The following is a 14,347-nucleotide window of genomic DNA, read 5'->3' on the forward strand; positions in this document are numbered from 1 at the left end:
CCCGCTCCTACCTGTAGGAGCGGGCTTGCCCCGCGATGGTGGGGTTACACCGCCTGCGGCATCTCGCCTCGCGCCAGGCGCTTGTTGATGTCGGCAATCACTTGCGGCAACTCGTTGATGGTGTCGATCAGGTAGTGCGGGCGCGAGCCTTCGAACAGCGCATGAATGCGCTTGCGCTCGCTGTCGAGCGTCTCCAAGGCCAGGGCGCGGTAACCTTCGTAGGTCAGGCCCAGGGCGTTGCCCGAACACACCAGCGCCACCGTCCACATGCCGGCACGACGGCCTTCGAGGATGCCCGGCACAGTGTCATCGACCTTGACGCAGGCGGCGACATCATCGATCCCCAGGGCAATCACATTGGCCAGGGCCTGGGCCGGCCATGGGCGGCCGTTCGGAGTTTCGTCGGTAGCCACCACATGATCGGCCACGTAGCCGTTCTGCGCGGCCAGCTCCACTACCTTGTCCATCACCACTTTCGGGTAGCCCGAGCACGAGCCGATCTTCAGGCCATCTTTGCGCAGCCCGGTCAGGGTCTCGAGGGCGCCTGGGATCAGCGCCGAGTGCACGGCAATCTTCTCGATCTGCAGGGGCATGAAGCGTTCGTAGAGGGCGGTGACGTCAGCATCGGTCGGCGTGCGGCCGAACACCTTGCGGTAGCGCTCGGCGATCTGTGGCTGGTCGCACAGGGTGCGGATGTGGTCCCACTTGCCCATGCCCATCGGGCCGCGGGCTTCTTCGATGGACACCTCGACATCGAATTCGGCGAAGGCCTCGACGAAGATCTGGGTCGGGGCGAAGGAGCCAAAGTCGACCACGGTGCCGGCCCAGTCGAGGATCGCGGCTTGCAGGTGCGTCGGGTTGCTGTAGTTCATGTTCAGGGTTCCTTGAGCGGGTGGTTTCGCTGATCAGGTAGAAAGAATTCGAGGTGTCAGATGTCCAGCACTTCCATTTCCCGCAGGACCTCGGCGATGGCGTTGACCGCAGCCTGCATGCCGTCCGGGCCAACGCAACCGATGCAGCCGACGCGGAAGGTTTCGACCTGGGTCAACTTGCCCGGGTAGAGGATGAAGCCCTTGGCCTTGACCCGCTCGTAAAAGTCCTTGAACTGGTAGCGCGGATCGTTCGGGGCATGAAAGGTGACGATGATCGGCGCCTGGATCTCGGCTGGCAGGAAGCTGCGCAAACCGATGGCGGCCATGCCGTCGAGCAGGGTCTTGCAGTTGCTGGCGTAACGCCGATGACGCGCGGGCAGGCCGCCTTCTTCGTTGTATTGCAGCAAGGCTTCGTGCAGCGCCGCCACCACGTGGGTCGGCGGGGTGAAGCGCCATTGGCCGGTTTTGGCCATGTAGGCATGTTGGTCCTGCAGGTCCATGGCCAGCGACGGTGAGTTGCCTGCGGCGGTGGCCAGCGACTGTTTGTTGGCAAACACGAAGCCCATGCCGGGTACGCCTTCCAGGCATTTGCCGGAGGCGGCGATCAGGGCATCGAACGGCACTTGGCGGGCATCGATCGGCAAGGCGCCGAACGAACTCATGGCATCGATGATCAGGCGCTTGCCGTGGCCGGCGATAACCCGGGCGATCTCAGGCAGCGGGTTGAGAATGCCGGTACTGGTTTCGCAATGAATCAACGCCACGTGGGTGATGCTGCTATCGGCGGCCAGCAGGCGATCGACGTCAGCAGCGGTAGTGGGCTCGTCTTCGGCGGTTTCGAAAGTGCTGTAGGCGCGCCCCAGCACCTTGCAGATCTTCGCCAGGCGCTGGCCATAGGCGCCATTGATCAGCACCAGGACCTTGCCGTCGCGAGGCACCAGGGTGCCGATGGCGGCTTCAACGGCAAAGGTGCCGCTGCCTTGCAGGGGCACGCAGTGGTGGCTGTCGGCACCGTTGACGATGGCCAGCAGTTGCTCGCAGAGGCTTGCGGTCAGCTGGTTGAAATCGCGGTCCCAGGAGCCCCAGTCGACCATCATCGCTTGGCGGGTACGGGCCGAGGTGGTCAGGGGGCCGGGGGTCAGCAGGATAGGGGCGTTACTCATTCCGGTAATCCTCACAAGCGGTGGGCTGAATCTACGGGGCTTAAGTTGCAATTCCGTGCGCTATCAATCAAATTGTTTGTTGTTATGCCAGCCATAAGTCAGGCCGATAGATATGAACCTGTTCCAGCTCCGCGCCTTCGATGCGGTGGCCCGTGAGGGCAGCTTTACCCGCGCCGCCAACCGCCTGTTCATCAGCCAGCCGGCGGTGACCGGGCATATCAAGGCGTTGGAGGAGCATTACCAGATCACCCTGCTGCGCCGCACCGCCCGGCGGGTAGAACTGACCGAGGAGGGCATACGCCTGGCGGCCATCACCCGCGCCATGTTCGGTCTGGTCGAAGAAGCGCAGGTGATGCTTGAGGCCAACCGGCAGTTGCTCACCGGGCGTCTGGAAGTGGCCGCTGACGGCCCGCACCGGGTCATGCCGATGCTGGCGCAACTGCGTGCGGCTTACCCGGGCATCACCGTCAACCTGCGCCTGGGCAACGCCCAGGAAACCCTGGCGGCGCTGCTCTGCGAGCATGCCGATGTGGCGGTCCTGACCGAAGTCGAACCGCGCAAGGGCCTGTACCTGCAAAGCCTCGGTGATTCACGGATCTGCGCTTTGCTACCGGCCGGGCACGTTTGGGCGGGCAGTACAGGTGAGCTGCAGTTGAGGGCGCTGGACGCACAGATCATGGTGCTGCGCGAACCCAGCTCGATCACCCGCCGCACGTTCGATCAGGCCTGCAGTGAGGCCGGTGTTCAGCCGCGGGTCCTGCTGGAGCTCGACAGCCGTGAAGCAGTGACCGAAGCAGTGGCGGCCGAGCTTGGCATTGGCATCGTATCTTCGATGGAAATCAGCCATGACCCGCGGGTGGTGGCGCGGCCCATTGCCGGAGCGGGGCTGGTCAACCAGCACATGATCGGCTGCCTGGAACGGCGTCGCGAACTGCGTCTGATCCAGGCGTTTCTCAGCCTGGCGCCGGTGGTATGAGGAGGTGCTGGCATTTTCCGGGCGGGCCTCTAAGATGGCGGTCAAACAAGACGGGCAAGGCGAAAGACTGCTGATGGCGGAGAAAGACACCATCTCCATGCAACTGGTGCGTGAAGCGCTGCTGGAAAGTTGCGCGCCGGGTGCGCCGAGCCAGGCCTTGCTCAATCGCGTCGGTATCGACCCGGCGCAGTTGGACCAGGCCCAGGCGCGGGTACCGGCCAGCGCCTATGCGCAGCTTTGGCGTTTGCTGGCCCGGCGTTGCCACGATGAATTTTTTTGCATGGACCCACGCGGCCTGCGCACGGGCAGCCTGGCCTTTCTCTGTCGCTCATCTATGGCTCAGCCGACCCTGGGTGCAGGGCTCGAGACCGCCCTGACTTTTCTCGGGCTGATGCTCGAGCATCTGCAGCCGGTGCTGGTGCGCCAGCAGAGCCTCGCGGAAATTGTCATCGGCGAGCCGCAGGATGCGCCGCGCAGGCCCTTTACCTACTTCACCTTCTGGATGATCGTGCATGGCGTGGCCTGCTGGCTGGCCGGGCGGCGCATTCCGATCCTGGCCATCGAGCTGCGCTGTGCCGAGCCGCCGTTCTGCGACGACTACCGGGTGATGTTCTCGGAAAACCTGCAGTTCGGCCGTCCACGCACGCGGATGATCTTCGCCGCCGATTGCCTGGACCTGCCACTCAAGCGCACGCCGGAAGAGCTGCAACGCTTTCTGGCCGAGGCGCCGGCCAACATTCTGGTCAAGTACCGCGACCCGGACAGCCTGGCCCGACGTATCAAGGCAACGCTGCGTCGGTTGCCAGCCGGGGAGTGGCCGGAAACCGAAGCGCTGGCCCAGCAACTATGCATATCGGCCTCGACCCTGCGCCGGCGCCTGGCCGAAGAGGGCACGACCTACCAAGCCCTCAAGGACAGCGTGCGCAAAGAGCTGGCGATCACCTGGCTGGCAGAAGCCGAGGTCGGTTTCGCCGAGATTGCCGCGCGCTTGGGTTTCGCCGACACCAGCTCGTTCTACAAAGCCTTTCGAAAGTGGACCGGCTCCAACCCTGGTCATTACCGCAGCCTGATCCTGCCCCACGACGTCTGACTGGCCAAACCAGTCATCCAGATTGACAGCTTTGACCATTGTCCCGTAACGGCTCTGGCGCGACTATCTTCAGATCAATCGTTTTATTCCAACAATAAAAAACGAGGAGTCTGGCGATGCGTGATTACCGTGCCGCGGCGCAAGGATTCAACTACCCGCATACCGCTGCGGCTGCCCTGCAAGGCAGCCTTGAAGCGCTCAACGCCTGCGTCGAGTGCTGCGACCGGCATGTCGGCGGCAATCGTATTGCACTGAACTGCGAAGGCCGTGAGGGTAGCAGCGCCCAGTACAGCTTCGAGCAACTGCAGCAATCTGCCGCGCGCCTGGCCAATGTGCTCAGGGCTCAGGGTGTAGGCGCCGGCGACCGGGTTGCCGGCTTGATGCCGCGTACGGTCGAGTTGCTGATCACCGTGTTGGCCACCTGGCGCCTGGGCGCAGTCTACCAGCCGCTGTTCACCGCTTTTGGCCCCAAGGCTATCGAACACCGGCTGGAACAGTCCGGGGCCAAGGTGGTGGTCACCGAGCCGCTCAATCGCAGCAAGCTCGACGAGGTCCATGACTGCCCGACAATCATCTGTGTTGGTGCCGCCAACGACGCCAGCGATATCGACTTTCACATGGCGCTGGCAGCAGCCGATGATCATTGCGAGCCGGTGCTGCTGGGGGGCGATGCACCGTTCCTGCTGATGTTCACTTCCGGCACTACCGGCCCGGCCAAGCCGCTGGAAGTGCCGCTGCGGGCCATCGTCGCCTTTCAGGGCTACATGCGCGATGCCATCGACCTGCGCCCTGAAGACAACTTCTGGAACCTTGCTGATCCTGGCTGGGCCTACGGGCTTTACTACGCCGTGACCGGGCCGCTGGCCCTGGGCCATGCCACTACCTTTTTCGATGGACCGTTCAGCGTCGAAAGTACCTGTCGGGTCATCAACAAGTACGCGATCAGCAACCTGGCGGGCTCGCCCACCGCCTATCGCCTGTTGATCGCTGCCGGCAGCGAATTCAGCGCGCCGATCAAGGGCCGCCTGCGGGTGGTCAGCAGTGCCGGCGAGCCGCTCAACCCGGAAGTGATCCGCTGGTTTGCCGACGAGCTGGGAGTGACCATCCACGACCATTACGGGCAGACCGAACTGGGCATGGTGCTGTGCAACCACCACGGCCTGGAGCACCCGGTGCACCTGGGGGCGGCCGGCTTTGCCATTCCCGGCCACCGTATCGTGGTGCTGGATGAGCAGCACAATGAACTGCCAGCCGGGCAGCCGGGCATTCTCGCCGTGGACCGCGAGCAGTCGCCGCTGTGCTGGTTTGCTGGCTACCACGGTTTGCCGACCAAAGCCTTCGTCGGCAGGTACTACCTGAGCGGTGACACCGTGGAGCTCAACCCCGATGGCAGTATCAGCTTCGTTGGCCGCAGTGATGATGTGATCACCACCTCCGGCTACCGGGTCGGGCCGTTCGATGTCGAGAGCGCGCTGATCGAACACCCGGCGGTGATCGAGGCCGCCGTGGTTGGCAAACCGGACCCGGAGCGTACCGAACTGATCAAGGCGTTCGTGGTGCTGGCAAGCGCTCAGCAACCCAGCGAAGAACTGGCCGAGGCACTAAAGCAGCACGTCCGCCAGCGCCTGTATGCCCACGCCTATCCACGGGAAATCGAATTCGTCAGCGAGCTGCCCAAGACCCCGAGCGGCAAGCTGCAGCGTTTCATCCTGCGCAACCAGGAAATAGCCAAACAACAAGCCGCGCTGGCTTCGACTGCCAGCGCCTGAGGAACGACCATCATGCAGATTGCCAACAAGAACTTCATCGTCAGCGGCGCAGCTTCCGGGCTGGGCGCCGCTACCGCACAGATGCTCATCGAGGCTGGAGCCCAGGTGATGCTGGTCGACCTCAATGCCGAGGCGGTCGCTGCCAAGGCCCAGGCGCTGGGTAGCAAGGCGCACTTTGCGGTTGCCGATATCAGTCAGGAGAGCGCCGCCAAGGCCGCGGTCGATGCCGCCGTTGCCGCCTTCGGCAGTCTCCATGGCCTGATCAACTGCGCCGGTATAGTCGGCGCCGAAAAGGTCCTGGGCAAGAATGGCCCCCATGGCCTGGACAGCTTCAGCCGGGTGATCAACGTCAACCTGATCGGCAGCTTCAACCTGCTGCGCCTGGCCGCTGCAGCCATGGCCGAAGGCGAAGCGGGCACTGAGGGTGAGCGTGGGGTGATCATCAACACCGCCTCGATTGCCGCCTACGACGGCCAGATCGGTCAGGCCGCCTACGCCGCCTCCAAGGGCGCGATCGCCAGCCTGACCTTGCCTGCGGCCCGTGAACTGGCGCGCTTCGGCATCCGTGTGATGACCATCGCACCGGGCATTTTCGAAACCCCGATGATGGCCGGCATGACCCAGGAAGTGCGCGATTCGCTGGCGGCCGGAGTACCGTTCCCGCCACGCCTGGGCCGCCCGCAGGAATACGCTGCGCTGGCCCGCCACATCATTGAAAACAGCATGCTCAACGGTGAGGTGATCCGTCTTGACGGCGCCTTGCGCATGGCTGCCAAGTAATTTTCGGAGTAGACAATCATGACACTCGCCAATGATCCGATCGTAATCGTCAGCGCCGTGCGCACGCCCATGGGCGGCCTGCAGGGCGACCTGAAAAGCCTGACCGCGCCGCAACTGGGTGCTGCGGCCATCCGCGCCGCTGTCGAGCGTGCCGGGGTAGCGCCTGACAGCGTCGAACAGGTGCTGTTCGGCTGCGTACTGCCGGCAGGCCTGGGCCAGGCGCCAGCGCGCCAGGCGGCCCTGGGCGCCGGTTTGAACAAGGGCACCACCTGCACCACCCTGAACAAGATGTGCGGCTCGGGCATGCAGGCGGCGATCATGGCCCACGACCTGCTGCTGGCCGGCAGCGCTGATGTGGTTGTGGCTGGCGGCATGGAAAGCATGTCCAACGCCCCGTACCTGCTGGACAAGGCCCGTAGCGGCTACCGCATGGGCCACGGCAGGATCATCGACCACATGTTCTTCGACGGCCTCGAAGACGCCTACGACAAGGGCCGCCTGATGGGCACCTTTGCCGAGGACTGCGCCGAGAACAATGGTTTTACCCGTGAGCAGCAGGATGACTTCGCCATTGCCTCGCTGACCCGCGCGCAGCAGGCGATCAAGGATGGCAGTTTTGCCAGCGAGATCGTCCCGGTCGAAGTGACCGAGGGCAAGACCCAGCGCCTGGTCAGCGACGACGAGCAGCCGCCCAAGGCTCGCCTGGACAAGATCCCTCAGCTCAAGCCGGCCTTCCGCGACGGCGGCACGGTGACCGCGGCCAACTCCAGCTCGATCTCCGATGGTGCTGCAGCGCTGGTGCTGATGCGCCGTTCCCAGGCCGAGCAGCAAGGTTTGAAGCCGTTGGCGGTGATCCATGGGCACGCGGCGTTCGCCGATGCCCCGGCGCTGTTCCCCACCGCACCGATCGGCGCCATCGACAAGCTGATCAAGCGCACTGGCTGGAGCCTGGCCGAGGTCGATCTGTTCGAAATCAACGAAGCCTTTGCCGTGGTCACCCTGGCGGCGATGAAGCACCTGGACCTGCCGCACGACAAGGTCAACGTCCATGGTGGCGCTTGCGCCCTGGGCCATCCGATCGGCGCGTCGGGCGCGCGCATCCTCGTCACCCTGCTGGCGGCCCTGCGCCAGAAAGGCCTGCATCGTGGCATTGCAGCGATCTGCATCGGCGGCGGTGAAGCCACGGCCATGGCCGTCGAGTGTCTGTACTGAGGTGCACCATGCTAATCAATGACGAACAACAGCAAATCAGCGACGCCGTCCGCCAGTTCGCCCAGGAGCGCCTACGGCCCTTTGCCGAACAATGGGACCGCGAACATCGCTTCCCTAAAGAGGCAATCGAGGAGATGGCCGGGCTGGGCCTGTTCGGCATGCTGGTGCCGGAGCAGTGGGGCGGTAGCGACACCGGTTACGTGGCCTACGCCATGGCTCTGGAAGAAATCGCCGCCGGCGATGGTGCCTGCTCGACCATCATGAGCGTGCACAACTCGGTGGGCTGCGTGCCCATCCTCAAGTTTGGCAACGACCAGCAGAAGCAGCAGTTCCTCACACCGCTGGCCAGCGGCGCCATGCTCGGCGCTTTTGCCCTGACCGAGCCGCAAGCCGGTTCCGATGCCAGCAGCCTGAAGACCCGCGCCCGGCGTGACGGCGATCATTACGTGCTGAACGGCTGCAAGCAGTTCATCACCTCCGGGCAGAACGCTGGCGTGGTCATCGTGTTTGCAGTCACCGACCCCGAGGCCGGCAAGCGCGGCATCAGCGCCTTCATCGTGCCCACCGATTCAGCGGGTTACCAGGTGGCGCGGGTTGAAGACAAACTCGGCCAGCACGCCTCCGATACCTGCCAGATCGTCTTTGACGACGTGCGCGTGCCGGTAGCCAACCGCCTGGGCGAGGAGGGCGAAGGCTACAAGATTGCCCTGGCCAACCTCGAAGGCGGCCGGATCGGTATTGCCTCGCAATCGGTGGGCATGGCCCGCGCCGCCTTCGAGGTGGCCCGTGACTATGCCCGCGAGCGCGAAAGCTTCGGCAAGCCGTTGATCGAACATCAGGCCGTGGCCTTCCGCCTGGCCGACATGGCTACCCGTGTTGCCGTGGCCCGGCAGATGGTCCTGCATGCTGCGGCGCTGCGCGATGCCGGGCGTCCGGCCCTGGTCGAAGCGTCAATGGCCAAGCTGTTCGCCTCGGAAATGGCCGAAAAGGTCTGTTCGGACGCCTTGCAGACCCTCGGCGGTTATGGCTATCTGAGCGACTTTCCGCTGGAGCGCATCTACCGCGATGTGCGGGTCTGCCAGATCTATGAAGGCACCAGCGATATTCAGCGCATGGTCATTGCGCGCAATCTTTGAAGGGAGCAGCTTGCATGTCATTTGAAACCATTCTGTTGGACATCCACGGCAAGGTCGGCCTGGTCACCCTCAACCGCCCCCAGGCGCTCAATGCCCTGAACGCGCAGATTGTCGGCGAGATCAACCAGGCCCTGGACCAGCTCGAAGCCGACCCGAACATCGGTTGCGTGGTGCTGACCGGCTCCGCCAAGGCGTTCGCGGCTGGCGCCGACATCAAGGAAATGGCCGACCTGCGCTACCCGCAGATCTACGTCGATGACCTGTTCAGCGACGCTGATCGCATCGCCAACCGGCGCAAGCCGATCATCGCTGCGGTGTCCGGCTTTGCCCTGGGCGGCGGTTGTGAGCTGGCGATGATGTGCGACTTCATCCTTGCTGCCGATAACGCCAAGTTTGGCCAGCCGGAAATCAACCTCGGTGTGCTGCCGGGCATGGGCGGCACCCAGCGCCTGACCCGTGCGGTGGGCAAGGCCAAGGCCATGGAACTGTGCCTGAGCGGCCGCCTGATGGGCGCCGAGGAAGCCGAGCGCGCTGGCCTGGTGGCGCGCGTGGTACCGCAAGCCGAGCTGCTGGAAGAGGCGCTGAAGGTGGCGGCGACCATCGCCAGCAAGTCGATCCCGATGACCATGATGGTCAAGGAAAGCGTCAACCGCGCGTTTGAGGTCAACCTGGCCGAGGGCGTACGCTTCGAGCGCCGGGTGTTCCATGCGGCCTTCGCCACCGAAGACCAGAAGGAAGGAATGGCCGCCTTTATCGCCAAGCGTGAGGCGCAGTTCAAGGATCGTTGAAATGGATCGGGCGCTGCTGCCAGCGCCCGATTTTCTCCCGTCACTCCTTGAAAAACCATTGCCGAGCCGCCGCCAGGCTTATCGGCCCGCGGTGCACCACCTTGTTGCCTTCGACGAACTGCCCGCGGTCATAGCGCTGACTGGCAAGCTTCAGGTGTGCGGCCTTGAAGTCGTCGACCGGGGTGTTCTCGGCCGCGTAGTGAAAGTGCGCATACCACAAGGGTTTGTTGGCGTGCAGCACCACGTACTCATCCAGGTCCTCCTGCGCCCAATCCCGGGTACTGGCCAGCGGCTTGCGCTTGACCAGGCGTTTGAGTTTCACCTGGCCCTTGCCCAGCAAGTACTCCAGCTCGCGCATGCTCGGTGCTTGCGCCAGGGCAGCCTCTATCCTCAGTTGCTCGCCGGTATGCAACAGTTCGTCAGCGACTTCATCCAGCCGCTTGATCTGCAGGGCTGCGTCCGTATTGCCCGCCGCCTGATCGGTCTGGTTGTTCCGCGTCAGCGCCCGTTCGATGGCCTGGCGCTGCGCGGTCAGTGCAAGCCGTCGGCGATCGGCTATTTCCTCGATTTCGATTGGCAGGTAGGTGCTTCTGCCCTGGTTTTTCAGGCGCTGGATATCTTGCCTGGCCAGAGCGGTAAGACGCATGCCTTCACGCAGCAGGGCACCCAGCTCGGCGTCTGCGACCTGTGGAGGTAGCGCTTGCTCGAGGGATAGGGGCTCCCAGGTACCGGTAAGCGGATCTTCACGGTAGGACGCACGGATACTGTCGTCCTGTGGGTTGTGGATGTCGACGATACCTTCACTGTCGCGTCGCTGCTGTCCTAGCAGCACGCCCTCATCGCGGGTTTCGATCAGCCCTGGCACTTGCCGGTGCAACTGACGCAGGCTGCTGCGCTCAAGCAGCGGTTGCGGGTACTCGTCAAGGTCGGCGCGGGTCTCCTTGAGCATCAACGCCAGGTCGGTTTCGAGCCTGGACACCAGGCTGTCGGCGGCCTGCTGACCGGGCAGCAGGTTTTTCAGATTGCCCAGTTGGCGCAGCGCCGTGCTGAAATGGCGCTGGATGTTGTCCAGTACGCGGGCATGAACCTCTGCCTGCTCACGGCTCAAGGCCTGCAGGTTCATGCGCTGCAGCATGCCCTGCTCGAGGTTGCGCCAGCTGTGTTCCAGCCAGTAATCGCTTTCGCTGGCATCCTCGCTTGCCTCCACCAGCCTCAAGCGGTTGCTCATCACCTCGCTGCGCAGGGTGTACCAGTACAACCGCGATGCGGGGCGGGTGGCAGGTTCGTTGAGGCTCAGTTCCATCATCTGGATAGTGGGTTGACGGATGCTGGACAGCTTGTGCAGTTGCTCGCGGGTAGCGCTCAGGGTTTCGCTATGGCTGATCAGTTTGCCGAGCAAAAGCTCGATCTGGTCGAGCAGATCGACCTGCATTGAATGTTCGCTTGAGCCTGGCTCAGGCAAGACTCCGTCGGTTTCCCTGACCGACTGGACAAAGCGCTGGCGCAACGGTTTGTACAGTTTGCCCAGGGTCGAAAGCATGGACAGCTGGCAACGTGCTCGTTCAAACAGGGCTTTTGCCTGCAGTGTCTTGTACTGGTTGAGGGGGCGTTTTTCATTGCGTTCACGCAGCGTCTCTCGGTGTCGCTCGAAGTCCTGGGACAACGTTTCCATCTTGGCCAGATAGCCTTGCAGAATGCGCGGGTCGGTGTCGTCGGTGAGCTGCCGGGCAAATGCCTGCAGACGTTGTTGGCTGGCCAGTGCCTCGGCTTGCTGCGTGCGTAATGTCTGATCCAGGTTGTCGATCGACTGCTCCAGGTCAGCAGGCTTGAGGCGATTGCGCAGAGGCTGCCCGCCGCGCAGGCGCAAGCGCAGATCGAGTGTCCAGCGCAGGGCCTCATCTCTTCTCAGCCAGGGCCCGGCGATAATGCGCGGTTGGTCGATGGCGGCATCGAATTGCACTGGGTAGGCGCGGGCGCCCTGGGCGAAATAGAGTTGTTCGTTGTGCAGGTACAAGCCCTGCAGCGCCCCGTCCTGGATGGGGGAGCCGAGCATGGAGGGTGACAGCGGGCTGGCCAGGCTTTCCAGGTGGGTGCTTTGCTGGGCTGTGAGGCGGTGGTCCGGGCGCGCCCAACTGAAGGTCAGCTCGGCCTGCGGTTCGGCTAGCGCCGGGGTGACTGGCGGTTTTGCCGGCACAAGTGCGTGGCTGGGCCGCCTGCGCACCGCTGGCCTGATGCCCAGCCGGCGGGTGGCGTGCACGAACAGGACCATGGCGATGTTGATCAGCAGGTCGGCGAACGCCTGGCGATGTTCACCGGGACTGTTTTGTACATCGCTCACCAGCAGGCGCTTGGCGCTGTCGAGGACCTGAATCATCCAGGCGACCTTGGCCACACTGCCCTCGAACAAGGGCAGCAAGGTGTTGAACATCAGCCAACCCAGTTGCTTCCAGGCGTCCCAGCGCGATTGTGTGGTGCTGGTCGAGTGGCGCTTGGCCCGGTCGACCAGCTCCTGGGCGCTGGCCTGGTAGATCAGGTCGTGCACGGCACCTTTGGCCAGGGCCACACCCAGGCGGGCAGGCGCAGGCGTCTGCAGCGGTTCGAACTCGGCGCCAGGGACGAAGCGGTGAATGTGCGGCTCACGCAGGCCGCCCTTGGCATAAATCGGACGCGTATGTTCAGGCAGACGGTCGAGCAAGTCATCCTGCAACGGACCGGTGCTGGCGAACGCGTCGAACAGGGCGATCCGGTCGTGAAACTCCAACAGCGGGTCAGTATGCAATGGGCGATACAGCACGCAAGGGCCTTGCCTGACATCGCCAGGTTCGATCAGCCAGGCATTGAGTAGCGTATCGGCAGCAGCGCCGCTTGCGCGCAGCAGGGTCAGGGGCCTGAGTACGAAGGCCCCGGGCAAGGCGTGGGCGAACAGCGCGTCCACCGCCTGGCAGGCCGGCAGGCTGATGCGCTTGTCGCGCAGATGCAGCTCCAGCGCCAGCAGCGGCAACTGCGTCTTCAGCTGCGTACCGAACAGTGTCCGCCGCGCCTGCACCTGGTCGGGGTCGTCGAGCAATTGCCGTTGCAAGGTCTGTGGATACTGTCCGCCGATGTCCAGTTCACTCACCAGGGTGCGCACATAGGCTTCATTCATCCAGTCGGGCAGGTGGGCACCGCTGAGTAACTGCAGGCTCACAGTGCCTGCGGCCAGCACACCGAGGTTGTCGATGGCCAGCTGTGCGAGGGAAAAATTGACGACCTTGACGACGCCATCGGTGATCAGGCTGCCTTGCCCGGGGATGGCGCTGGCGATGACTTGATGATTGCTGATCATTACGTCGCTGGCATTGAATCCCGCACCGGGGTGATCGTGCTCGATCCTCGCGTCCAGGGCCTTGCAGGCGAAGACCTCGGCGGTGTCGATGTCATCACGCCAGGTTTTGCCGGCGGCCTCTCGATGTGATTGCGCCTGATTGATCAACAAGGTGCTGTAGCGGATGGCCAGCTCGCTGTCGAGTAGCCATGCCGGCAGCAGGAAGGCGATCTGGTTCTGTCGCTCAAGCTCCTGGGCGGTACACAGGTCCAGCATCGAGGTCGAGCGATCAATGATGGCGTTGAGCGCTGCCGCCTGCTCAGGCGTTCTCGATGCCAAGGCGATGACTTCGATCAAGCGCAAATGTTGTTTGAGAAAGCCGGCGGCCTGGGCTTCGAAGGCCGATGTTGCCGGTTGGCTGAACTGAGCTTGTGGAGCCGTGGATAGCAACGACCTGGGCCAGTTCATAGCTAGCATGTCGAGAAAACCCTGGGTTGACTCGAAGGGTGCCAGCGCACCCACCAGGGTAAACAGGATGGCCACTTGGGCTTTTGGTGGATCGGGAAAATCTTCGATCAGCAAGGCACTGGACAGGTCGGCATCGATAACCTGTGCTGGCGTCAGGTCAACCGTCACCTGCCGGACGCTCAAGCCTTGCAGATTGGCGAACCGGCTGCGTTGCCACGGTGTCGGAAAGGCCGCAACGATGCCGGCGGTGGCCGCTTGAGCCAGGGTTAGCTTGCCGGCGTTGACACTGACATCGATCGCATTCTTCATCAGCCTTTGCAGGTAGCTGGCGTACCAGCTCCAGGGCGTTTCACCGCGCTCGTCACTCAAGCTCCAGAAATCAACCAGCGCCTGCAGGAAGGCTTCAACGATCAAGGGGCCACAATCGTTGATCAGCAGTTCAAGGGTATGCAGGTCGACATTGAGTTGTACATCCTGGCCCTGTTGCGGGTAGCGGCTGAGATAGTCCTCGCCGTCATTCAGGTTCAAGGTGCTGCCCAGGCAGTATCGCTCGATCAGGACTTGAGGCAACTGGCGGATATGAACTTGAGCTTCGGTGTGGCTGATCAGATAGAGCGTCAGCGGATTGTGTTGCAGTGGCAGTCGTCGTTGGCCCCAGTGCTCAAGCAGGATCTGGCCGGCGATTTCGAGCAGGGCGGGACGCTTGACGAAGCGCTTGGCGACCGCGCAGCTCAAGGTCGCCTGTTCGGCAATGGACTGATGGGGCGAAGGGGCGGTCATCTGGCGAGG

General features: G+C 63.4%; 10 protein-coding genes. 7 read left to right on the top strand and 3 right to left on the bottom strand.

Annotated features, from left to right (window positions below; translation table 11 throughout):
• Nucleotides 1-44 precede the first annotated feature (44 nt).
• Together phnX and ABM562_RS14435 are read right to left on the bottom strand one after the other, a co-directional pair.
• The gene (gene phnX, locus ABM562_RS14430; protein WP_134063456.1) at nt 45-872 is read right to left on the bottom strand and encodes a phosphonoacetaldehyde hydrolase; all 828 of its coding nucleotides are present in this window, start codon (nt 870-872) and stop codon (nt 45-47) included.
• Nucleotides 873-928: 56 nt separating this feature from the next.
• A complete protein-coding gene (locus tag ABM562_RS14435; protein ID WP_233674502.1) occupies nt 929-2,035 on the bottom strand; it encodes a 2-aminoethylphosphonate--pyruvate transaminase in 1,107 nt (368 codons plus the stop codon).
• 112 nt (nt 2,036-2,147) lie between these two features.
• Here ABM562_RS14435 and ABM562_RS14440 point away from each other — a divergent pair, with 112 nt between their 5' ends.
• The 7 genes from ABM562_RS14440 (at nt 2,148) to ABM562_RS14470 (ending at nt 9,786) form a co-directional block, all read left to right on the top strand.
• Nucleotides 2,148-3,011 (top strand): LysR substrate-binding domain-containing protein, encoded by an 864-nt coding sequence (locus ABM562_RS14440; RefSeq protein WP_346616610.1) that lies wholly within the window; start codon nt 2,148-2,150, stop codon nt 3,009-3,011.
• Between the two features lie 73 nt (nt 3,012-3,084).
• On the top strand, nt 3,085-4,101 hold the full coding sequence (locus ABM562_RS14445) for an AraC family transcriptional regulator (RefSeq protein WP_115088494.1): 1,017 nt from the start codon (nt 3,085-3,087) through the stop codon (nt 4,099-4,101).
• Between the two features lie 116 nt (nt 4,102-4,217).
• On the top strand, nt 4,218-5,870 hold the full coding sequence (locus tag ABM562_RS14450) for an AMP-binding protein (protein WP_115087885.1): 1,653 nt from the start codon (nt 4,218-4,220) through the stop codon (nt 5,868-5,870).
• A gap of 12 nt (nt 5,871-5,882) precedes the next feature.
• Nucleotides 5,883-6,650 carry an SDR family NAD(P)-dependent oxidoreductase gene (locus tag ABM562_RS14455; protein ID WP_115087884.1) on the top strand — a complete coding sequence of 256 codons (768 nt, stop codon included), beginning with the start codon at nt 5,883-5,885 and terminating at the stop codon, nt 6,648-6,650.
• A gap of 18 nt (nt 6,651-6,668) precedes the next feature.
• Nucleotides 6,669-7,862: an acetyl-CoA C-acyltransferase gene (locus tag ABM562_RS14460; RefSeq protein ID WP_115087883.1), complete on the top strand. Its 1,194-nt coding sequence runs from the start codon at nt 6,669-6,671 to the stop codon at nt 7,860-7,862.
• 8 nt (nt 7,863-7,870) lie between these two features.
• Nucleotides 7,871-8,998, top strand: a complete 1,128-nt coding sequence (locus ABM562_RS14465) for an acyl-CoA dehydrogenase (RefSeq protein ID WP_115087882.1) — start codon at nt 7,871-7,873, stop codon at nt 8,996-8,998.
• Between the two features lie 14 nt (nt 8,999-9,012).
• A complete protein-coding gene (locus ABM562_RS14470; RefSeq protein ID WP_115087881.1) occupies nt 9,013-9,786 on the top strand; it encodes an enoyl-CoA hydratase in 774 nt (257 codons plus the stop codon).
• 40 nt (nt 9,787-9,826) lie between these two features.
• Here ABM562_RS14470 and ABM562_RS14475 read toward each other — a convergent pair whose 3' ends face one another.
• A complete protein-coding gene (locus ABM562_RS14475; protein WP_460422417.1) occupies nt 9,827-14,338 on the bottom strand; it encodes a hypothetical protein in 4,512 nt (1,503 codons plus the stop codon).
• Nucleotides 14,339-14,347 lie beyond the last annotated feature (9 nt).

The organism is Pseudomonas sp. ZL2 (assembly GCF_054788455.1).